Consider the following 22,983-nt stretch of genomic DNA (forward strand, 5'->3'; position numbering starts at 1 on the left):
CGATCAGGCCTTGAGCCAGCCGAGCCCCGCTTTGGTTGTTGTCAGTGGCTTGTATTCCGCGCCCACCCAGCCTTGGTAGCCAATGCGGTCCAGGTGTTCGAACAGGAACGCATAATTGATCTCGCCAGTGCCGGGCTCGTTGCGCCCAGGATTGTCGGCCAACTGGATGTGGTTGATCGCAGCGAGGTTGGCTGCCATCGTGCGTGCCAGGTCCCCTTCCATGATCTGCATGTGGTAGATGTCGTACTGCAGGAACAGGTTTGGGCTGCCGACCTGTTCACGAATCTCCAGCGCTTGCTTCGTGGTGTTCAGGTAGAAACCGGGGATGTCACGGGTATTGATCATCTCCATCACCAGCTTGATGCCCACCGCTTCGAGGCGGTCGGCAGCGTACTCGAGGTTGTCGAGCAGGGTGTTTTGCACCATGAACGGGTCTACACCCTGCGGCGTGATGCCAGCCAGACAGTTAACCTGGGTGTTACCCAGCACCTTGGCGTATTCAATGGCAATGTCGACGCCGGCACGGAACTCCTCGACCCGTTCCGGCAGGCAGGCGATACCACGCTCACCCTTAGCCCAGTCGCCAGCGGGCAGATTGAAGAGCACCTGTTGCAGTTGGTTGGCATCCAGGCGGGCGCGGATCTCCTCTACGGGGTAATCGTAGGGGAACAGGTACTCGACACCACGGAATCCGGCCTGGGCGGCGGCTTTAAAACGGTCCAGGAAGTCCACCTCGGTGAACAGCATGGACAGGTTAGCGGCAAAACGAGGCATGATCGGCTCCGGGTCAGTCCAGTGGCAGGATGGAAGTAGGGGCGTCGGCTCGACTGGTAGCCAGCGCCTCAAATTCGTTAATGGCGTTGATCTCAGTACCCATGGCGATGTTCGTGACGCGCTCCAGGATTACCTCGACCACCACCGGTACGCGGAAGGTTTCCATCAGTTCGCGGGCCTGGGCGAAGGCGGCGGGCAACTGGTTCGCGTCGAATACACGGATGGCCTTGCAGCCTAAGCCCTCAACCACGGTCACGTGGTCCACGCCGTAGCTACCCAGTTCTGGCGCGTTGACGTTTTCGAACGACAGCTGCACGCAGTAGTCGATGTCAAAACCACGCTGGGCTTGGCGAATCAGACCGAGGTAGGCGTTATTCACCAGCACGTGGATGTACGGCAGGTTGAACTGTGCGCCCACCGCCAGTTCCTCGATCATGAACTGGAAGTCGTAGTCACCAGACAACGCGACGACCTGGCGCTCTGGATCGGCTTTCACCACGCCGAGAGCAGCGGGGATGGTCCAACCCAACGGCCCCGCCTGGCCGCAGTTGATCCAGTGACGCGGCTTGTACACGTGCAGGAACTGGGCGCCGGCAATCTGCGACAGACCGATGGTACTGACGTAGCAAGTATCCTTGCCGAAGAAACGATTCATTTCCTCGTATACCCGTTGCGGCTTGACCGGCACTTCGTCGAAGTGGGTCTTGCGTTGCAGGGTGCGTTTGCGTTCACGGCAGGCTTCAGCCCAGGCTTTGCGGTCCTTGAGCTTGCCAGCGGCCTGCCACTCGCGAGCTACCTCGAGGAATACATCGAGGGCGGCGCCTGCGTCGGAGACGATGCCGAGGTCCGGGGTGAACACACGACCGATCTGGGTCGGTTCGATGTCCACGTGCACAAACGTGCGGCCTTCGGTGTAGACGTCGACAGAGCCAGTATGGCGGTTGGCCCAGCGATTGCCGATGCCGAACACCAGATCCGACTCGAGCAGGGTAGCGTTGCCGTAGCGGTGCGAGGTCTGCAGGCCACACATGCCCGCCATCAACGGGTGGTCATCGGGCAGGGTTCCCCAGCCCATCAGGGTAGGGATTACCGGCACGCCGGTCAGTTCGGCGAAGGCCACCAGCTTGTCACTGGCGTCGGCGTTGATGATACCGCCACCGGCGACGATCAGCGGGCGCTCAGCGGCATTGAGCATGGCAAGAGCCTTCTCGGCCTGAACGCGACTGGCTTGGGGCTTGTGCACCGGTAGCGGCTCGTAGGCGTCGATGTCAAACTCGATCTCGGCCATCTGCACGTCAAATGGCAGGTCGATCAGTACTGGGCCGGGCCGGCCACTGCGCATTTCGTAAAAAGCTTTCTGGAAGGCATAGGGCACCTGACCCGGCTCCAGCACAGTAGTGGCCCACTTGGTCACCGGTTTGACAATGCTGGTGATGTCGACGGCCTGGAAGTCTTCCTTGTGCAGTCGAGCTCGAGGGGCTTGCCCTGTGATGCAGAGAATCGGAATGGAATCTGCCGAGGCGCTGTACAGGCCAGTGACCATGTCGGTGCCAGCCGGGCCGGATGTGCCGATGCACAGGCCGATATTACCTGCGTGGGTACGGGTGTAGCCCTCGGCCATGTGCGAGGCACCCTCGACATGGCGGGCCAATACATGGTCGATTCCACCAATTTTTTTCAAGGCAGCGTAGAACGGATTGATTGCGGCTCCGGGGATACCGAATGCGGTATCGATACCTTCACGGCGCAGCACCAGAACGGCGGCCTCGATTGCTCTCATTTTGGCCATTGTGTACTCCTTCGCACGGGTCGATAATTTTTGTAGTGGAGGTCAGTCTGTATTAGGCTTGCGTGCGTTAGAACACCTGAAAAATGTTTTCTGTCGATATGAAAGGTATCGAATGGCACGGTACACAGAGCTACATAGCTTCGTTCAGGTTGCCCAGAAGGGCAGCTTCGCTTCTGCCGCGCTGAGCGAAGGGGTGACCCCGGCAATACTCGGTAGGCGACTAGATGCATTGGAGAAACGCTTGGGCGTGAAACTGATGCACCGATCGACTCGGGGTTTGCGCCTGACCGAACTTGGGGAGCAATTGCTGGAGCGCGCTAGGTTACTGCTGCGTGATTTTGACGACATGGAGGCCGATATCAGTGGCTGCGGCTCTATGGTCAAAGGCAACCTGATGGTTTCGGCGCCCGCTTCTTTTGGCAGAGTTCACGTTGCCCCGCACGCATTGGGGTTTCACCAAGAGTTTCCCAACTTGAAGCTCTCGTTCAACCTCACCGACAGCCTCGTCGATCTGGTTAGCGAGGGCTACGACATGAGCATCCGCATTGGCGGGGTAACCGACCCGAACTATGTAGCGGTCAAGTTGTTCAGCAATCGTCGGGTAGTTTGTGGCACTCCTGAATACTTTGCCCGGAATGGCCGTCCGACCACCCTGGAGGACCTGGCCGACCACAATTGCTTGGCATTTACTTTGCAGGGCGGCCAGCAACGGGGCTGGGTATTCCAGCGGAATGGCCGACAGGTAGCGATGCGGGTCAGCGGCAGTCTCGCGTGTAACGATGGCGAACTGCTGTTCTCATGGATGCGCCAAGGCTTGGGGATCGGCTGGCGCTCGACGTGGGAGATTCAGAAGGAGTTGCTAAGCGGCGAACTGGTCACGGTTCTGGATGACTTTGCCCTCGATGACTACGATATCCAAGCGGTGTATCCACAGCAGCGCTTCTTGCCAGCCAAGGTGCGGCATTTTATTGAGTACCTGAAGCTGGTGTACCAGAGCCCCGGATATTGGGAACAGTGATGGGGGCAGCGATGCACCCTATGGATGCTATAGAGGTCGGGGTTTGGATTATTTCAGTGCTTTGAATGCCTTCGTCGAGGCGGCGCGGCAGAGCAACTTCTCACGGGCGGCAGAACGACTGGAGGTGAAGGCCTCAACTATTTCTCGGTACGTAAGAGACTTAGAGACGGACCTGGGTATTGCTTTGTTTAATCGCTCAACCCGCGCGCTGAGGCTGACAGAGGGCGGGAGAACATTCCTGGTACATGCTCAGCGCGTGCTGGATGAACTGGAAGTCGCGCGCGCCGCAGCCTCTTCGTTGAATGACGAGCCCCGTGGCGTGCTCCAACTTAACGCACCACCGGCGTTTGCCCGGCACCACATCGTGCCGGCGCTGAGCGAGTTCAGGGCGCGATTTCCACAAATCCAAGTCGATCTCACCTGTGAGGAGAGTCAGGTCAATCTCATCGACGCCGGAGCCGACTTAGCAATACGTCTCGGTTGCTTGCCGGACTCCTCGCTTAAAGCCAGGAAGATTGCTGACGAGCAGTGGGTGCTGTGCGCCGCGCCCTCATTGTGGCATGAGCCGAGCGGACCAGAGCATCCAGAGGCCCTGGCGGATCAAGGCTTCATTGCGTCCAGCCAACGTCTGGACCTGTATTGGAGCCACGCTGGCGAGACAGTCCGGCAAAGTCACACGGTTACGTTGCGAACCAACGACCTTGAGGCTCAGCTAGTCGCCGCGCAGGCGGGGCAGGGCCCCGTCCTGCTGCCGGCTTGGCTGGTCGCTACGGCGATCCGCCAAGGCACGTTGGTGCGCTGGTTATCAGCATGGCAGTGCCAGCCTGGAGAGGTAGGTACCTCGCTGTGGTTTATCTATCCGCCGAAACGGATCGTTTCCTCTAAGGTGCGCAGCTTCATCGACTTCATGGTGCAACGCATTGGCGAGGCTCCATACTGGCGTCTTTGAGTGCCGGCCACAGTACTCAACTGAAACGGATATCTAAGGCGCGCAACCAGGTCTGCAGCCCTGCGTCCTGGATCGGGATCAGCAGCGCCTCACGATCGGAAGTATTGTAGTGGGCATGCCAGTAACCGGGCGGGGTGACGAAAGCCAGGCCTGGGGTCCAGTCGACCCGAGTCGGGTTAACGATTTCACCGGCTTCGTCGAGTTGTGTACCGACCAGACTGTAGCAACCTGGCGGGCAGTCGACGATAAAGTCCAGCGCGAGGGACTGGTGTCGGTGGGGTTTCTGCACGGCACCAGCCGGGACCAGGCCATACATCGCCCAAAGCACGTGGGTGACGGTGCGAGTTTGCGGGAAGTTACGATTACCGAGCAGAATGCTGACTCGGCTGCGGTCCTTGGCCCGCGGGTCGGCGGCGGCTTGGCGCAAGTGGGCGTTGGCGACCTCGCTGGCATACAGCGTCGGTGCAAAACGGTCCTCACTGCGTGTGGCGCCCAGGTAACGAAGCAGCGGTTCGTCGTGCACATAGTAGAATCGGCTGTCGCTAGACGCCTGAAGGATGCTCGCATGCATGGCCGGCAGCGCAACGAAGCAGCCTTTATGCCACTCGAAGGTGGATTTGTCATAGGTCAACCGACCCTCACCCTCGATGACGTAGAGCACTTGCGAGGTGGCGTTAGGAGCTAGATGCAAGCTGTCGCCAGCAAGTACTCGTACGAAGTTAGCGCACAGCCCCGGCCCCGTGGCAGGTCCTTCGCAACCCAGTGCTTGGCTTAAGTCCAGTGGTATGACTCGAGACTCGCCCTCCTGACATAGGGACGCCGGAAACGTATGGTACGGCACCCGAGAGATCAGCTTCGCGCCAATGGGATTGGCAGCTTTGCTGTACTCGAAGAATTCGGCTTCGGCTAAGTAGCTCGGACGTGCTGAGATGATCTGCTCGTTCAGGGGTTTGTTCACGGTATGACCTCTTGATAAACGATGAAAGCGGTGGTGCGAGGTCACTGTACAAACGTGGGGGAGGAGGATTAAGCCCCCAAAGAGCATAGGTGTTGTGCCAGTAGGGGATGTGAACAGCCGTACCATCATTGGATAATGACACCCCCACATATTGGACGGCACCTTCGTATGCAGACGAGGCCGTGCTCTTGCTCGATGGCGAAGGATTCAAAAACAGCTATAGCGCCGTATGCCTTTGTCAGCCCCCGGAACCAGTGAGGATCAAGCCCAAGTATGTATGCGCCATCTTCGAAGGTTGTACCTTCAACCTATTGCACTGAGCTTTGGGCTGTGAGGACCTGCAAAAACGAATACCAGTTCCGGTGTTACCAATCCGGATTTTTTTGCTGTAAAAGCGCGGATATCACTCGTTTCCGTAGCGACGTCGCCGTTACCCTTCTTCATTAGTGGATTTGTCTATGCAGGGCTTTCCTGGCCAGGAGATCGATGCAATGGCGCCAGAGCGTGGCGCGTTCAACGATCTGCTTTTGCGCTTCATCTGCCTCATCACCCTGGCGATCTTCATTGTCGACACTCTGACTTCGTTCGAGATCGCCGTTGCCGTCCTCTACGTACTGGTCATCATGATCGCCACGACCCGTCTTTCGGTGAGGGGCATACGTCTGCTAGCAGCGATTTGTAGTTGCCTGACGTTGGCGGCTTTCCTGCTTTCGCACCACAACCAGTTCTTCAGTGAGGCTTTGGCCCGCTGCCTAGTCAGCCTTGTTGCCATTGCAGTCGCTGGCTGGCTTGCCGTGAAAAGTCGGAAGGTCACCGACCGTTTACGAGAGCAGTTTGCACTGCTGTCGCAGACCCATGATGCGATTATCGTCTGTACGTTTGACAGCCGTATTCGCAGTTGGAATTCCGGTGCCGAGGCACTCTACGGCTGGACCGCCGATGAAGTAATCGGACGAGACTGCTGGGATTTGCTCTGCAGTCGTTCATCACAGGCACCGCAGGCAATCAAGGCCGAGCTGTTGGAAAAAGGTGTTTGGGAAGGCGAACTGATCGAGACAACACGCGCCGGCAAAGAGGTCACAATCCTCAGCCGATGGTCGCTACACCGAGACCAACTTGGCAATCCCAGGGCGATTCTGGCCAGTAACAACGATGTGACCGACCGGCGCCTAGCCGAGGTCGCACTACATCGCTCCCAGGCTGAACTGGCCCACGTAAGCAGAGTCAGCATGTTGGGCGAGTTGGGCACCTCAATAGCTCATGAAGTTAACCAGTCACTGGCTGCCATCGTAACCAATGCCGAAGCGGCCCAACGTTGGCTGGACCGTGCCGACGCACATGAAGCGCGCGTGGCAATTGGCAGGGTGGCCAGCAATGCCCGACGGGCGAGCGATGTGATACAGCGGATTCGCGAACATACCCGCAAGGCCGAGCCACGGCATGAATGCCTGGATATAGAGAGTGTTGTGAGCGAATCCCTGACCCTCCTTGAGCGGGATATCCAGCATCGCCGGATACAACTCTTTCGAAGCCCGGTCCGTCGTCTGACGGTACGCGGTGACCGGATTCAGCTGCAACAGGTCATGATCAACCTGTTGATTAACGGCATCGACGCTATCGACGAGCGTGAAGGCTCAGCTCGCCATTTGTACATCGAGGTTTGTGAGCAGGATCAGCAGGTGCAGGTCACGGTCAGAGACAGTGGTACAGGTATAGAGGAAGAGCACCTCGACATGTTGTTCAACGCATTCTTCACCACCAAGGATGAGGGGATCGGTATTGGCCTGCCCATCTGCCGCTCAATCATCGAGGTGCATGGCGGTCGCATCTGGGCCGACAGCCGAGCGGGAGAAGGCGCGACATTGTCGTTTGTACTGCCTAGAGTCTGCGAGGAGGTAATAGCATGAAAAACACCTGCATCTACATGGTGGACGATGATCACGACCTGTGCGAGGCCGTAGTTGGGCTTCTGCGTTCGGTTGATCTGGCCGTGAAAACCTTCGCTTCGCCGAATGAGTTCCTCCAGTTTCCGCGTCCGGAGGTTCCTAGTTGTTTGATTCTCGATGTGCGCCTCAAAGGCGCTAGCGGCCTGGACTTCCAAGCTCGTATGGACGATTTGCGGGTGAACATTCCAGTAATCATGATGACTGCCTACGGGGATATCCCAATGAGCGTCAGGGCCATGAAGGCCGGCGCCTTGGGCTTTCTCACCAAACCATTTCGCGATCAGGATCTACTCGATGCTGTAGTAGAGGCTCTTGAGCATGATCGTCAACGCCGAGTGAGCGAGGAAGGCATCATCGAGTTGCGTGAGCGCCACAACCGCCTAAGCACACGTGAGCAGGAGGTGATGGCCATGGCCACGACTGGCCTGTTGAACAAGCAAATTGCAGCCGAGCTAGGGATTAGCGAGGTCACGGTGAAGATTCATCGAGGCAGTGCGATGCGCAAGATGAACGCCGGCTCGTTCGCCGAATTAGTGCGCATGGCTCAAGCGTTATCAGTGCAATGGCAAGCACAAGGTCAAGCCTAGGGGCATACCAGAGCATGATTTGCAGCAGGCCAAGTGCAGCATAGTCTAAAGCTCGGTCTTTGGCTTTTCAGGTAGTACGTCTTGTCTCCCTACCATATTTGTATCGTCGATGACGATGAAAGCGTCAGGATGGCGCTCGATGGGCTGGTCCGTTCGATGGGCCATTGCGCTGACACCTTTGGGTCGGCAACTGAATTCCTGGCGTCGCAAGCATTGCACACCTGCGATTGCCTAATCCTTGATGTGCAGATGCCCGGGCTGTCCGGGCTCGAGCTGCAACAGCAGCTACTGACCTTGGGCGTATGCCTGCCGCTAATTTTCATTACCGCGTTTCCTGAGGCTCGCTGGCGTGAGCAGGCTCTGGCCGCCGGGGCTCTGGAGTTCCTTGGCAAACCCTTTGATGGTCGCACGTTGGTAAGCCTGATCGAGCGGGCGGGCCGACTTGGACGCGGGCGTTAATACCAAGGTATGAGTCGTTAGCACCATGATATGACGCCGGCTCGTCCAAGGTGTGGCAGGCGTGATCGTGACGTTGCTCCATCATTGAGACTCATCCGGAGATGGCATCTGGCTATCTCACGGCAGAAGAGTAGGAGAGGTATCTCCTGGGTTTATCTGGATGGGGGTCGCAGTGCTTTTGAGCAATCTTACGATAGGCAAGCGTGCGGCCTTGGGCTTCGCGGTGGTCACACTAATCTTCCTGCTCACTGGAATCTTCAGCTTGTCGCGCATGGCCGAGCTAAATCGAGTAGCACGACATGTGAATGATACTTGGATGTCGGGAATGAGCATCCTGCAAACCTTCAGTGCTCAGGTTGCCGTTATGCGAATTGAGAGCGTGCGCATTCGGTCGACATCTGATCCACAGGCCTTGGTTCGCAGTGAAGACTTGATCATCTCTGCCCGGCAGCGGCTGACCGAAGAGCTAGCGCGATACAAGAACCGCGGGATTTCGGCGCTAGAGAAACAAATGGTCGAGATGCTAGAGGTAGAGCTAGCAAATTACGTGGGCAATCTGGACCGGTTGCTTCGGCTCTTGCAGGTTGGCACCCCAGATGCTTCGCAACAGGCGGAAATCAATGCGGCCCTGGCACAAAGTGGGAGCCTGATCGGCGAACAGATCGACGCACTTGTTTCGCAGAACCAAGCAGGGGGGGCGAAGGCCATCACTCAGGCCCAAGCGCTGTACGAACGAGTGGTCGTGGTCGTCGCCTCTGCCTTGTGTGCCTCGATTGCGGCCACCGTACTGCTTGCGTTGCTACTCACCCGCAGCATCGTCAGGCCGTTGCATACCGCGCTGCAGGCGGCACGTGCCATCGCTGACGGTCACCTAGACAGGCCGATCGTACCCTCCGGCAAGGATGAGCCCGCGCAGTTGCTGCATGCGATGGCGGAAATGCAACATAGCCTGCGCACAACTATCTGCCTGATCAGTGACTCTGCCGGTCAATTGGCCACCGCCTCGGAGCAGATGAGCACGGCGATGGACGAGAGTACTCGAGGCCTTCAACAGCAAAGCGAGGAAATCGAACAGGCCGCGACCGCGATCACCCAGATGAGCAGCGCCGTGGATGAGGTGGCGGGCAATGCTGTTTCCACCTCCGAGTTGTCCCGCGAGTCGGACGAGGAGATGCGCAATGGTCACAGCCAGGTCGCCAACATCGTTGACCAGATTCAGGTTCTAGCCGAGGGCATCACGCGTTCCTCGGGGCAGGCAAGTGGACTGTCGGATCAGGTACGAGACATCAGCATGGTTATGGAGGTCATCCGTGGCATTGCCGAGCAGACTAATCTACTGGCCTTGAACGCCGCGATCGAGGCAGCCCGCGCCGGAGAGGCGGGGAGAGGCTTCGCGGTAGTAGCCGACGAGGTTCGCTCACTGGCTCAGCGTACGCAGAGTTCAACTCTGGAGATTGAGAGCATCATCACTGCGATCCAGCAGGGCACAGTCGTCACAGTTGAGGCCTTGCAGATGAGTGTTGGTCAAGTGGCTCAGACCCTTGAGAGGGCCCAGGCTGTGAGCGGTTCGTTACAGCGAACTACGGAGGCCGTTTCAATGATCAACGAACGCAATTTGGTCATTGCCAGCGCCTCCGAACAACAGGCCCTCGTGGCCCGTGAGCTCGACCGCAACCTGGTCAGCATCCGCACCTTGTCCAACCATTGCGCCACGAGTGCGACCCAGACGTCTGTGGCAAGCCTGCAGTTGTCACAACTGGCGGTCCAGCTCAAGGGTATGATTTCGCGTTTTTCGGTGTAACCCCATGATTTCGACCCGTGACAGCGCACGCTCGGCACTACAAACATGGCGTGGACATCTGTGGAAGGTATTCGGCTGCGGTCTGTTCGTGCTGCTCGCAGCCCTCTTGGTGGTGGCTTACCGACAGACAGAGCGTCAGGCGCGGCTGGATGTTCGCAATCTGGGGCTCGCACTAGAGGCGCGGCTTGATTCTGGCTTGCTACAACCTCTACACGCCAATCTGCGTACTCTGGCTACCCGGCTATCGGGCGGGGAGGTAAGTAACCACGGTTTGGATGCCACGTTGATCAGGCGCTTTCACGAAGAGGCGGCTAGCCTGCCAAGCCAGATGCCCTTCGAACTGATCGACGAAAAGGGGCGCCTGGTTGCTAGCAGCTTCGATGGCACCGCCGCGCCTTCCTTCGACCAACTTCGATACTGGTCACTGCTTGCTCGGCAAGCGCAAGACGGTGACTCGCTGGTGATCGAGCAAGATCCTAATCAACCGCGGCTGCACTTCGCCATACCTATCTTTGATCGCTTGGGAAGCAGGCAGGGTTGGGTCGCCACGTCGCTAAATTTGGCAACGGTGCTCGAACTGTTCCACGAGGTAGACGTCGGGCTCCACGGCGTCATCAGTGTACGTCGAGTGGATCGGCCGGAAAGCGTGCTGCGCGATCCCCCCCTGGCCAATCCTCTTGATCCTCAGGAACGCGTCGCCCTGGACGAGCAGCATGTGAGCGGACGCCGTGACGGTGACTTCTATATGCGTTCACCGCTGGATGGCATTGAGCGCCTGTATGGCTTTAAACGTATAGGCGAGTATCCGCTGGCATTAACTATCGGCCTTGCCACCGACGATTACCGAAAGGAATGGCACTACACCTTCGGTTGGGCCTGTGCGCTCAGCGCCGTGTTCTTTTTGGTGATCATCTCTCTGGACCGTCGTCTGCATCGTGCGCAACGGCGTGAGTCACGAGCGACAGCCGACCTCGCATTTATGGCGTACCACGATGCCCTGACCGGGCTGCCGAACCGGCATCGCATCAGTGAGCGCATTGAAGAAGCCATTGTCGACGCAGAAGGTTTCCACCTGCTGTACCTCGATCTGGACAATTTCAAGACCATCAACGATTCCCTCGGTCATGTGGCCGGAGACCAGGTGCTGTGCGAACTGGCGCAGCGTCTTACAAGTCTGCAGGGCATCGATACTACTGCCCGCTTGGGGGGAGATGAGTATCTGATGTTGGTCAGAGCCACGACCAGAAAACAGTTGGAGCAGTTGCTGCGCGACCTTGACAGTCGTCTGCGAGAGCCTTGGCTGGTACATAACTGCTTGTTGGAGGTGCGGACTTCCATTGGTATTGCCTGTCATCCTGATCACGGGACGAGCTTTGACGACTTATTCAAGGCTGCAGACATTGCGCTGAATCAAGCAAAGAAATGCGGTCGGGCCCGGCATACCTTCTACACCCCTGCGATGGGGGAGCGCGCGCTGAAGTCACTACAACTGCAAGTTGAGTTGCGGGCTGCACTACACAACGATGAGTTCGAGCTGCACTACCAGCCGCAGGTGAATCTAGACAGCGGTGAGGTAGTCGGAGCAGAGGCATTATTGCGCTGGCGCCACCCTTCTCGAGGAATGATATACCCGGGGGAGTTCATTGCTGAAGCGGAGTCCAGTGGATTAATCGTGCCCATCGGGCGTTGGTTGCTTACCACTGCATGCGAACAGGCCGTGGCTTGGCAACGCATGGGCCTTGGAGCACTCATAGTCGCGGTGAACTGCTCTGCTATTGAGTTCAAACAAGGCGATTATGTCGATAGTGTCGCCCTGGCATTAAGCACATCCGGTTTAGAGTCATCTTTATTGGAGCTAGAGCTCACCGAGTCGATTCTCATCGAGGACACAGAGAGGATGATCGCTTGTTTCGGGCGGTTGAAGGCTATGGGCGTACGGTTGGCAATCGATGATTTCGGTACCGGCTATTCGAGTATGGCTTACCTCAAACATCTGACGATTGATCGGCTGAAGATCGATCGCTCATTCGTCCAGAATCTGGCCGACAATGCCGATGACAGAGCTATCGTCGGCACAATGGTGACCTTGGCGCACAATCTTAATTTGCAGATCGTCGCGGAGGGTGTGGAAAGCGACAATGTATTACCCATATTGAGTCGTATGGGGTGCGACGAAGCTCAGGGCTATTACTTCTCTCTACCAGTGCCGGTGAAGGAATTCGAGTTGTTCATGTCATCTGCTTTGGGAACAGTCTAATCAACCATGTCCAAGAGAGAAGCATGTTGCTCCATGTTGCTCATAGAGCAGCCGCGCGAACTTTGATGTCGTCAGCATCTTCTAACTGCTGTGACGTCTAGGTACGTAAAAATTAGCGTTGCTAGTGACGTATTACGTTTGCTGGTGCTGGACTGATTTACAATGACAATCTGTTACGTGCAACGTGTTGCGTGTGCCCAGTTGTTTTTTTTAGTGCAAAAATATCCCTTCAAATTCTTATAAAAACCTGCGCACTGAAATTCTTGACTTAAATAAATACCTACCGTCGCCGCAAGGATACGTACAGCGCTGTCCTCGCGGCGGATTGTTTCATATGCGCTTTTTTGAACGTATTGGGCATCAAAACCCAGTCGACATAGGCAACGCACTGCTTCCGCTGGAGGTATTGTTGTTCAATTGGAATGGAGTAACTTGTAGTCTATTCATAATGAGCTCAAGGATTAATTTGGTTACAGATTCATTGGGTGCTATGCATTTTTAGCTTCCTGATGATAGCACTATGGTTAATCTGTTTTTTGGCCAGATCATAATGAGAATAGAGGTAGCCTGATATGCGTGTAAATTTGCCCATTACCGAGCGCGAAAGAACGTTCTCCAATGAGCAGCGGCTGATCTCGACCACCGACCTCGACAGCCGGATCACCTACTGTAATGATGCATTTGTAGCAATTAGCGGGTTCACTTATGAAGAACTGATAGGGCAAACCCACAATTTGGTTCGCCACCCGGATATGCCACCCATTGTGTTTGCTCATATGTGGGAGACGATCAAGCAAGGAAAACCTTGGATGGGGGTGGTCAAAAATCGCTCGAAGAATGGCGACTTCTATTGGGTCAGTGCCTATGTCACCGCCATCTATGAAGACGGTCGCATCAGTGGTTATGAATCGGTTCGTTCGCTACCTAGTCGCGCCCAGATTCGTCGCGCGACGGCGCTTTACGCGCGGCTGCGATCCGGTAAAGCGGCTATATCCCTAGGGACGCGAGTTTTGGGAACACTACAGTTCGGTTGGCCACTGCTGATGTTGGGAGGTCTGTCCGCGACTAGTGCTGTCTGGCTGCCACAGACTGCGGCCCTTACGATTTCGGGGGCGAGTCTCTTGAGTGCCTGGTACTTATTCGAGTCGCGCCAGCGTAAAACCATCGAGCGCATTTTGGCGGAGCACCCGAAAGCGTTTACAAGTCCATTGGTCGCTCTCACTTATAGCGATAACCCCGGAGCCCAAGGGCAACTGGAAATGGCCATGATCAGTGAGGAAGCACGCCTGCAAACGGCTCTGACCCGTTTGGTCGATGCTGGGATTAGTGTTAAGTCCAAGGCAGCACACTCATCTGAACTGTCCGGTTCGCAAGCGCAGTCACTCGAACGCCAACGCAGTGAAACTGATCGCTCAGCCGCCGCAATCTCTCAGATGTCGGCAACGATTCAGGAGATCACGCATAACGTGCAGAATACTGCGCATGCAGCATCTGAGGCTGACCGATTGGCCATGCAGGGCAGCGATTTGGCTCAGAAAAGCTTGGTTTCCATGGGAAACATGAGCCAGGCAGTCAATGAAATTGGTCAGGCGGTCGATGCGTTAGCAAGTCAGACCGAGTCTATCGGTAGCGTAGTGGATGTCATCACTTCAATTGCCGAGCAGACCAACTTGCTGGCGCTCAATGCTGCTATTGAGGCTGCCCGGGCAGGCGAGCAGGGTCGGGGTTTTGCTGTCGTCGCTGAGGAAGTGCGCGCTCTGGCTCAGCGTACACGAACTTCGACCGAAGAGATCCATGGAATCATTGCTTCATTACATGTTGGTACAGAAAGAGCAGTGGCGACTGCGAGCAGAGGGGAGGAGATTTCCCGCGACAGCATGCAGAGTGTTGAGGCGGTTCAATCGGCGCTTGTTGGCATCAGCGAAGCGGTTAGCCGCATTACGGGTATGAGCCAACAGATGGCGTCGGCATCATCTGCGCAAAGTCATGTAGCTGAAGACATCAATCAACAGATTACGCGCATTGCGCAATTGTGCGATCACAGCGCCGGGAAGGCCATGCAAGGTGCAGAAATTAGCCAGGATCTAGAACGAATGGCGGAATATCTGCATAGCTTGGCTGAGCGCTTCAACCGATAGACGTTAGCTTCGATTGAGTACCCACAAGGATGTGGGACTGTCATCATCGGAGGTGATCTGCTCTAAATATTGACCGATCGCTCAGTAGGCTTGTTCTTAACTGGCAGTTGATATGCGGTTCCACCCTTAACCTTGCTCGGCTGTAGGCCGAACTGCAGAAGTGCCGATCTCCTTACTCCTGCCAGCGCGCCTCAATGGGTAAATCAACTGGCTGTTGCAGCATGAGCACATGCTCTGGCACGCGCTCGCGGTCAGGATCCATTGCAGCCCGAAACGTCTGGATTACGTACTTGGCAAGGGAGGCTCGTACATTGAATACCATCGCCGCTGTCCCCCCCATGTACTCTTCGCGCACCATGCGAGCCTGCTCGGCGGAAAGGTCTCGATGGGGTACCAAGCGTATTGGGACGATACGCTGCCAGTGTCGGTCCTGCTCTGCTCCAGGTAGCAGCAGGGCGTCGGCCAGGCTAACCGCTGATATCCGACCTAGGTTGAAATCACGAAACTCTCCGGCCTTCTCGCAGTATGCCCGTACATGCCATCGTGGTCCGGCTTGAATCAGTGAGTGAGGGCGGATAAGCCGTTCATGAGCTTGGGGGGTGCTCATGGAGCGATAGGTCACCCTCACACAAAGCCCAAGCCGCATAGCTCGATGCAGTCGCGAGAACGGGGCAGGGCGAATCGCCGTTGCATCGAATTGCGTACTTTCGAAAGGTACTCCAATGGAGATGGTTTCCAGAGAGCCTGAGGCACCGACAAGCCGTTGATATTCGGTGAATACGCCGCGGCTTAGGATTGGTTCGAGTTGTGGAGTGCTGCTGTAGCTTTTGCTGGCGGAATCAGGCTCGCAGGCTTCGGGGTATCGTACCCGAAAGCTCGCGATGTCCCGACTGGCTAGCGTTTCATGGATGTTGAACAAATCCAGCAAGCGCGATCGTGAGATTCTTCCTTCCCAGAGAAGCAGTATCTCGATCGCTTCAAAACGTTCTTGCGGGGCTGAGTTGCGACGTGGCATGGAATGATCACTGTTGAAGGGTTTTCATAGCATAGATGCATCAATAGATCTATGCTACGGTCAATGCAATGGCCACACGGACTTTGGTATGGAACCTAATATACCGCCGCTGTTCGAGCATTTGCCCAAGGAGCTTTTTCGCCCTTTGGCCGCCGCCAACAACCTGCGCTATTGGGATGTGCTCTGTCGGCTTATGGCGGCCATGTGGGGAGAGGGTGGCCGCTCACCCGGGGAAGAAGCGCCCAAGTCACTGGTCCTTCGAACGATCGAATCGTTTCTAGTAGCCGATGACCCTTGGGAGGATATGGACAGCTCCCTTACGGTGACCGGAAGGGCTCATCTGATCTTCACCTCGCTCCATGCCAGCGGGTGGCTAAGTCAACGGCGCAAAGGCGTAGTAGAACAGGTCACGGTCAGGCCTGTTGTGGCACGGTTTTTTGGTCACCTGGTGGAGTTTGCCAATCAGACCCCTGAGTTCCTCGGGATTAGGTTCCACTCGATCTACGTCTCCCTGCGTGAAGTGCGCGATGCAAACGCGCACGGTCTTTATCATGAGGCGGCACGTCAGGCCAAACAGTGCATGGCACACATCACCAATACGAGTTGCCGCATTCAGGATCTGATGGGGAAACTCTCGGCGAAGGAAACCATGGGCGAGTTCGTTCGTGGCTTTTTCGAAGAGTACATCGAGAACGTTTTCATTGCCGACTATAGCGACCTGCGTACTCACAACCATCCGTTGCAGTTTCGCTCACAGATTATCGCTCTGGTTCGCCAACTCCAGTGTGACGATCAGCAGCGCCAGGGATTGATCGGTTGGTATGCCCAGATGAAGACCGACGACGACTTCCTACGCGCTGAGTTGCTCTACGAACGGGATACCCATCAGTTGCTGCGCCTTCGCGAAGTCGAAGAGCACTTGCAGAGATTGGATGAAGAGGTGCGTGACGCCAATCAGATGGCCATTGCGCTCTTTGAGTACAAGCTGCGCTCGCCTGGCAATTTCGACAAACTGATCGCGAGGGCCCTCAATGCCGTGGAGATCCTGGGGGAGGGGCATGCCTCGCTTCCGGGTAGGTCAGGCTTCTATCACGCTTCCGAGGTCGGCCTGTCCAAACCTCGTGTAACTCCGCGGGTTCACGAGCCAACACTGGTCGAAACCTACAGTCCGACAACTGAGGAGCTTGCAATGGAAGCCCTTCGACAACGGATGAATGCCAATCGGCACGTTACGCCGCTGAAGCTGGCGGAGTACGTCACGCGACACGTCGGCTCTGATCTGCGCGTGACCTCGAGCCAACTGTCAATCGAATCGGTCATAGATCTGTGCTGCTACCAAAGGCTGTTATTGATCGCCTCGCGCGAGGCATGCCCTCCAGGAAAACGCAGAGATGATGTCCACCTGCAGTTGGTCCCTGGGATACGTGTCGAATTTGTCCCCGAAGCCATGACTCGCAACGCGTACATGGAACACCAAGAGTTCATGATTCATGTGAGGATGCCGTGATGGTCAACTGGGAGCGATTGGCAGAACAGTCAGAGGTAAGTTATGTCAGTGCCGACTTCGAGAGAGCGGCTTACCGGCTAATGGTTGAGCAGATCCTTTATGCCAATGACAAGTTCAGCCGGGTGGCCTATCACTTGATCGTCAAGCATCTCGCGGCGTTTCGGGAGGTGATGTCCTTGCTAGGGGTTCACCTGATTCACAATGCCCATCACGCTTATGTCGCGGCCATCCCTAGCCACCCAGTGGCCGAGAAAATGCGCCTTAGTGAGACACGTTTGGCGCTTGTTCTACGCCGCATCTATGACGACCGTATGCAGTCGGCAGAGATCGCTGACGGAGAAGCGTTCGTGTCACTTGAAGAGTTGGAGCGTGCCTACAAGGAATGGCTCAAACGTGAGCTCCCCGAGCGGGGCGAACTGCGCGAGTTGGCTCAGGCCATGAAGCGCTACGGGTTGGTGCGGGTTTCAGAGGCCGACGACGGGCAACCCTACAAGATTGTCATCCGTCCTGGGATCGTCGATGTGCTGAGCGAGGGGGCGTTGCACCAATTGGCAGCGCACGCGCCAATGAAGGATGAGGAGGCCGGCGATGGTCTTGCTTGAACGGGTTAACCTGATTCAGTTTTTCCTTTACGAGGCCCGGGATGTCGATATCGGGAGAAATACGGCCTTCCTAGGGCCTAATGGAACCGGAAAAACGGCGCTTCTGGATGCAATTCAGGTAGTCATGTTAGCGGCCGATGGCAACCGCATAAACTTCAACGCAGCGAGTGACAGCAAGAAAAAGCGTTCTCGCAGCATGCGTGATTACTGCCTCGGCTCGATTGTACCTGGTGGCAGTTCCTACCAGCGGACCTCCGCGAACACATACGTGGGATTGGTTTTCCGCAATACCATTACAGGCGTTCCGTTCACTGCCGGCGTTTCACTACAAGCTCATATCGAGGACGCCAAAGCGGAGGTGAATGGATACTTCATATTGCCCGGTGTCGAACTGTCGGCTAAGCAATATTTGCAGACCGACGGCGCACGCGAAACCGTGATGCCCTGGCGAGCCTTTCAGCATGTAGTCGCTGATTTGTGTCGCTTGGAGGCAAACAGTACCCCTTATATAACGCCTCACAATCGCGACGACTTTATTCGACGCCTCTTGATCGATCATCTGGCCGGTCCAGGCGACAAACCGAACTCACAGGCATTTCGGGCTGCGTTTTCTCGTTCTCTGAAGCTCAATGAAGACATCGTTGATCTTAATGAGACGTTACGACAGCATCTCATCGAGCCGATGCCAATCCGGATTACCGAGTTCCGCGAGCGCCTAAACGAGGTTCGTGACATGCGTGACCTTATTAGGCGACTGAGAGGGCGCATTACCCAAGCCTCAGAAGTGGCTGACACCTATGCCCAAGTGCTGCAGGCTCGAACCTCCGAGGCGAACCTGACGGCCTTGAAGCATGTCTACGCAACCGAACGCAGCGCAGAAGCAGTGGATGCTATTCAGATCAAGCAAGAAGCGCTAGAGGAGGCGCTTACCAGAGCGCAGCGAGAACTCGGAAGGGCATGTGCCCAAGCGCAGTTGGCCAATGCCGCCCGAGATCTGGCCCTGACTGCGCTGACTTCCAGCCCTGACTTTCAACAGCAAGCAGGTCATGCCGGCGAGCTCTTGCTGTTGGAGAAGCAATTTGATGAGAAACAAGCGCAACTCCGCACGCAATTGCACGCGATGCAGCGTGCTCTTTCCGACGCCAGCGGCCTAGCTGAAATCGCATCCAGTAGAGACCTCTTTGACAGCGGGCTCGAGCAATTGCAAAGCTTGGAGAAACGGCTGGAATCAGATGACATGCCATCATCTGAATCACTCCAGCGTACGCTTCAAGCGGTAAGCCAAGCCTTCGAAGTGCTGCGTCGGGCAATGGCGGAGACAGAAGGCAAAGCGGAAAAGGCAGCCAACCATCTGCGTGACGCTGAGATGGCAAGTGCCCGGGCTGGCCAAGGCCTTGCGAAACTGAGCGATAACACCACCGCATTGTTGCGTATCCTCGCGAATGCGGGTATCGACGCGACTCCCATCTGCGACCTGGTAAGTGTCGCAGATGTAGCATGGCAAGCAGCGATCGAGTCATGGCTGGGGCGCCATGTAGAGGCTTTACTTATTCCAGAAGATCGGGAGTTGGAGGCCATTAAGGTCTATCGCAGCGCAGCGGCAGACGGCGTTTATCGCGTGAAGTTAGCTCTTCCTTCACGTATCCGGGACTGGCACGGATACGATACTGAGCCTTACGCAGCTCAGTTGGTCCAAGGGCAGAACCTACTTGCCGTGCGCTACCTACAGGGCGCGCTTGGGCGAACGATACTAGCCGAATCCAACGAGCAACTGCGCGTTGGTGTCAAAGCGCTATCCAAGGACGGCATGGTCAGTTCAGGTGCGGCCGTGGAGCGACAATCCTTACCTAAACCCTCAGAGCTTAGGTTGGGCCGTAAAGACGTCGATGCCATGCGCCAACAGGCAGAACAGGCGTTGCAGATTGCGCAGGCACAATCCAGGCAACACGAGGAGGCGGTCATTCGGCTTCGCAACGGCTTGCAGAATCTCACCCCGTTTGCCAACACCGAGACGCTGCAGACCAGCCTTGAAAGCATCTTTATGGCGAAGGTGCAGGCAAACGCCCATGCCGCGCATTTGCGCGAGCGGTTGGCGCGTACACAAACTGCTGGTTTGGTTGAACTGGAGGCAAGGAAACAGCTTGCCGACGAGGCGGCCCACACCGCCAATGAGTTGGTTCTTCGATGGACTAAGGATGAGGCCAGCTTCGTCGAGCAACTTAAGCTATTGGGCGAACAGCTCGGCGTGCTGACCAAGCAGTTGGAAGTAGAAAGCGCCCGGGAAAGAGAGAGTCGGCAGCACCCGCTTTACAATGCGAATGAAGTCGATCGGCATCGCAAACGATCGGATGAGCGCCATGGCGACGATGCGAGCGCGAAGGTTATTGCTTTGGAGCAGGCGATCGTAACGGTTAACGGAGTGGCTGGCAGCAAAGACCGCGAAGCCTGGAACCTGTTCGCGAATTACCTGAAGGACTATAACCTGCAGAACACGGATATCTGCAGCAATGATTGGAAGGGCGCTTACGGCTTCATACTGGAGGACCAGCAGCGACTAGTGAATCTTGAACTGGTCGAGCAAGAAGAGAAAGCTGAAGAAGCCTACCAGGCTGCCGTGAAGGTTTTTCGCTCCGATGTCGCTCAGGCACTGCTTGCAGGTTTTGATCGCATCGAGGAGCAGATCGCGGGCCTCACCTCAATTCTCGAAAACGCACCGATGTTCTCCAACAACGAACGCTATGAGTTTAAGTTCAAGGTGGTCGAAGAGCATCGAAGCCTGTATGAGTTCTTGCTACGCGTGCGTACCCATGGGACAGAGGACGACCTTTTTGGCGGACCAGGTGAGGTGCCGGAGGAGTTTCGCGCGCTTGTCGAAGGCGACAGCAACTCACCGCTGCTGAACGAGGCCAGCCCCCTGAATGACCACCGCCGCTTCTTCAGCTACGACGTAGAGGTCTATCAAATGTCGGAGAGTCTGGGCTTGCTGAGCAGGCGCTTCGAGCAGGCCTCTGGAGGAGAGCATAGAACACCGGTCTACCTCATATTCGGTGCCGCTTTGGCGGCCTGTTACGGGAAGTCGAAGGACAGTCTCAGTGGCGGCGGTATCATGCTGTTGGATGAGGCGTTCGAAAAGATGGATCCTCAGAATATCCGAGCCACCGTGCAATTCTTGAATGCCCTTGGCCTGCAATTGATCCTGGCGGGGCCGGAATCTGACCAAGCCAAACTCAGTTCTTTCCTGAATATCTACTATGACATGTCCCGCTTCGGAACCCGAAATGTGCAGATGAAGAAGAATGTCGTCCACGATGCTGCTCGTGAATTGCTGCAAAGTGACAACTACTTGCTCAATCCAGTGTTGTTGCAGCAGGAAATCAACCGTTTGAAGGAAGAACAGAATGAGCCTGGATGACGCAACCCTTGATCGACTGCTGGTTCGTGCCGAGCGCGCTCGTCTAAGCGGCAGTACCCGAACTATCCGTGAGTCCTTCAAGTCGCTAACCTCGCCATACTGGCAGCTCAGTCTGGACGAGCGTGACCGCATGCACGAACGAATGCGGGCAGCGGCGTCAGCTGGCGCGATTAAGCTGGAGTGGGCCAGGCAAGGAGGGGGGGATCGTCCATTGGATGCGGTAGTTCTTCAGGATCTCGATCGACTCGCCGACCATCTGCAGCGTCCCACCTCCAGTGCAATCCTTGGCCAGGCGGCTGCACTACTGGCGCCTTGGCACGGACAGGGACAGGTGGACGAGTTGCTTGCATGCTGGGCCCAGCTCAAGCAGGTGAGGCTCCTGGGACCTGGTTCGGCTGCTGATTTCGCTGATGCGTTGCGGGCGCTCGATGCGATGGCCGGAACCAAGGAGGATCGCATCGTCCGCCAACTCAGTACTCAGCTTTTCGGCGACTCCAAGCGTCTGGAAGCCCTGAGCAAGCATTTGGATCTGCTCACCGCGGAAACCCTGAATGCGCCGGCCCGACATTGGAGTGAAGTTTTCGGAGCGATCGGACTCATCAAAGAGCCTCAACCTTTTCTCGTGGCGGGTATGGGCAAGCTCCGGCTGACCGACCAGGATGACTGCACAGTCATTCGGCCGTATTTGGGTGTCGCCAATACCGTGATCCAAGGTTACATGGGTGCGCCTGCTTGGTTATTGACGATAGAGAATCTCACAACCTTCCACCAGGCAGCGCGGGAACTAAGCAAGAATCCGTCGGGAGTGATTATCTACACGGCAGGTATGCCATCGCCAAGTTGGGGGCAAGCTTACGTTCGAATCTTATCCTCGCTTGAGCACAAGCCTCCAATTTACCACTGGGGCGATCATGATGAAGGGGGCTTTCGTATCGCCGCTCGAATCGCCCAGTTCGCCACCCAGTCAGGGTTTCGATTGCAGCCATGGTCTATGCAGGCTTCACGCTGGCCTGATCGCGGTCAAGAGGCCAAAGCTGAGCAGCATCGTGCGATGAAGAGAAATGCTGCCCGCGCAGGCTGGGCGGAATTGGCCGATCAACTTGCCCCTGTACTGTTCGAGCAGGAAGGACAACCTTTGAATCTTCCTACCTAGTTAGAGCGTATGCCAGGACAGATCGCTGCCGAGCGCTAGGAGTGGCGGAGAAAAGGGAGGTAAACAGCGCGGACTAATGGTGGTCTTGGTTGAACGCTAGGTGGCGGAATCGCGAAGGGCAGGGAGCCAAGCCGGACTAGCTGCCCTGCTTCTGTTGGAGGCTGTGCATATTGCTTACGACGCCAAGGAAACCATATCCCTTACACGGATACCCGGCACCTGACAGGCGACTCCAGCCCCCAGCAAGCTGGGCACCATTCAGTCCTCTCTGCCATCCTTGGGCATTTAAGGCATATTAGAGTCATCGATTCAGCATCGGGGCCCTCCGCCTGGTGCAATCGGCCTCGAACTGCGAAGGGATTGAGAATGACTGCGAGTAGCAAAAGCCAATCAACCTCCACAGAGTTGACAGGTGGGGCAGGGTTCAACTACGAAGACTTGGTGGTGGCTTACTACCTCGCTGCCTTGCTGCTTGAAGGGCATGCCGCCGGGTGCACTGGAGTAGTCGAGTCGGTTGCAATACAGCAAGCGGCTGATCACCCGATGGACGACCTTGTCGTGGAAATTAGGGATGAAGCCGGAAAGCGGAACCTCGGGCTGCAGGTGAAGCGTTCCCTT

At 56.4% G+C, this 22,983-nt stretch carries 16 protein-coding genes; 12 read left to right on the forward strand and 4 right to left on the reverse strand.

The genetic code is table 11. From position 1 onward, the window contains the following. Window positions 1–3 precede the first annotated feature (3 nt). Both hyi and gcl read right to left on the reverse strand, forming a co-directional pair. On the reverse strand, window positions 4–774 hold the full coding sequence (hyi, locus tag HXW87_RS17570) for a hydroxypyruvate isomerase (protein ID WP_004577339.1): 771 nt from the start codon (window positions 772–774) through the stop codon (window positions 4–6). Window positions 775–787: 13 nt separating this feature from the next. Further along, window positions 788–2,563: a glyoxylate carboligase gene (gene gcl / locus HXW87_RS17575; protein WP_004577340.1), complete on the reverse strand. Its 1,776-nt coding sequence runs from the start codon at window positions 2,561–2,563 to the stop codon at window positions 788–790. A gap of 112 nt (window positions 2,564–2,675) precedes the next feature. Between gcl and HXW87_RS17580 the strand changes: the two genes are divergently transcribed. Continuing rightward, window positions 2,676–3,581 (forward strand): LysR family transcriptional regulator, encoded by a 906-nt coding sequence (locus tag HXW87_RS17580; protein ID WP_004577341.1) that lies wholly within the window; start codon window positions 2,676–2,678, stop codon window positions 3,579–3,581. A 43-nt stretch (window positions 3,582–3,624) separates the two neighbouring features. Next, window positions 3,625–4,530, forward strand: coding sequence for a LysR family transcriptional regulator (locus HXW87_RS17585; RefSeq protein WP_004577342.1), 906 nt, complete (start codon window positions 3,625–3,627; stop codon window positions 4,528–4,530). A gap of 16 nt (window positions 4,531–4,546) precedes the next feature. Here the strand turns inward: HXW87_RS17585 and HXW87_RS17590 are convergent, their stop codons facing one another. Next, window positions 4,547–5,617 carry a cupin gene (locus tag HXW87_RS17590; RefSeq protein ID WP_231589926.1) on the reverse strand — a complete coding sequence of 357 codons (1,071 nt, stop codon included), beginning with the start codon at window positions 5,615–5,617 and terminating at the stop codon, window positions 4,547–4,549. A gap of 329 nt (window positions 5,618–5,946) precedes the next feature. On the opposite strand from HXW87_RS17590, the gene HXW87_RS17595 reads away from it, so the two are divergent. From HXW87_RS17595 to HXW87_RS17620, 6 genes are all read left to right on the forward strand, one after another. Beyond that, window positions 5,947–7,395, forward strand: coding sequence for an ATP-binding protein (locus tag HXW87_RS17595; RefSeq protein ID WP_004577344.1), 1,449 nt, complete (start codon window positions 5,947–5,949; stop codon window positions 7,393–7,395). After that, entirely contained in the window at window positions 7,392–8,021 is a 630-nt protein-coding gene (locus tag HXW87_RS17600) for a response regulator (protein ID WP_004577345.1), read from the forward strand. Before HXW87_RS17595 ends, HXW87_RS17600 begins: the two co-directional genes overlap by 4 nt. An 81-nt stretch (window positions 8,022–8,102) precedes the next feature. Next, window positions 8,103–8,480, forward strand: coding sequence for a response regulator (locus tag HXW87_RS17605; protein WP_004577346.1), 378 nt, complete (start codon window positions 8,103–8,105; stop codon window positions 8,478–8,480). 172 nt (window positions 8,481–8,652) lie between these two features. Next, window positions 8,653–10,281: a methyl-accepting chemotaxis protein gene (locus HXW87_RS17610; protein WP_024717483.1), complete on the forward strand. Its 1,629-nt coding sequence runs from the start codon at window positions 8,653–8,655 to the stop codon at window positions 10,279–10,281. 4 nt (window positions 10,282–10,285) lie between these two features. Next, window positions 10,286–12,538, forward strand: a complete 2,253-nt coding sequence (locus HXW87_RS17615) for an EAL domain-containing protein (protein WP_024717484.1) — start codon at window positions 10,286–10,288, stop codon at window positions 12,536–12,538. A gap of 572 nt (window positions 12,539–13,110) precedes the next feature. Next, entirely contained in the window at window positions 13,111–14,676 is a 1,566-nt protein-coding gene (locus HXW87_RS17620) for a PAS domain-containing methyl-accepting chemotaxis protein (RefSeq protein ID WP_004577349.1), read from the forward strand. Window positions 14,677–14,848: 172 nt separating this feature from the next. On the opposite strand, the gene HXW87_RS17625 is transcribed toward HXW87_RS17620, so the two are convergent. Beyond that, window positions 14,849–15,691 carry a WYL domain-containing protein gene (locus HXW87_RS17625; RefSeq protein ID WP_023102066.1) on the reverse strand — a complete coding sequence of 281 codons (843 nt, stop codon included), beginning with the start codon at window positions 15,689–15,691 and terminating at the stop codon, window positions 14,849–14,851. A gap of 88 nt (window positions 15,692–15,779) precedes the next feature. Here HXW87_RS17625 and HXW87_RS17630 point away from each other — a divergent pair, with 88 nt between their 5' ends. Genes HXW87_RS17630 through HXW87_RS17645 form a run of 4 tightly spaced genes read left to right on the forward strand, consistent with a single transcriptional unit; the run spans window position 15,780 to window position 22,365 of the window. Then, window positions 15,780–17,198 carry a Wadjet anti-phage system protein JetA family protein gene (locus HXW87_RS17630; protein WP_004577351.1) on the forward strand — a complete coding sequence of 473 codons (1,419 nt, stop codon included), beginning with the start codon at window positions 15,780–15,782 and terminating at the stop codon, window positions 17,196–17,198. Beyond that, the gene (locus HXW87_RS17635) at window positions 17,198–17,800 is read left to right on the forward strand and encodes a DUF4194 domain-containing protein (RefSeq protein ID WP_004577352.1); all 603 of its coding nucleotides are present in this window, start codon (window positions 17,198–17,200) and stop codon (window positions 17,798–17,800) included. The genes HXW87_RS17630 and HXW87_RS17635 overlap by 1 nt, the downstream gene beginning before the upstream one ends. Continuing rightward, window positions 17,787–21,212 carry an SbcC/MukB-like Walker B domain-containing protein gene (locus HXW87_RS17640; protein WP_004577353.1) on the forward strand — a complete coding sequence of 1,142 codons (3,426 nt, stop codon included), beginning with the start codon at window positions 17,787–17,789 and terminating at the stop codon, window positions 21,210–21,212. Before HXW87_RS17635 ends, HXW87_RS17640 begins: the two co-directional genes overlap by 14 nt. Continuing rightward, entirely contained in the window at window positions 21,199–22,365 is a 1,167-nt protein-coding gene (locus tag HXW87_RS17645; RefSeq protein ID WP_004577354.1) for a Wadjet anti-phage system protein JetD domain-containing protein, read from the forward strand. Before HXW87_RS17640 ends, HXW87_RS17645 begins: the two co-directional genes overlap by 14 nt. The last annotated feature ends 618 nt before the right edge of the window (window positions 22,366–22,983 follow it).

Source organism: Pseudomonas sp. Y5-11 (genome assembly GCF_022368695.1).
GTDB lineage: Bacteria > Pseudomonadota > Gammaproteobacteria > Pseudomonadales > Pseudomonadaceae > Aquipseudomonas > Aquipseudomonas parakoreensis.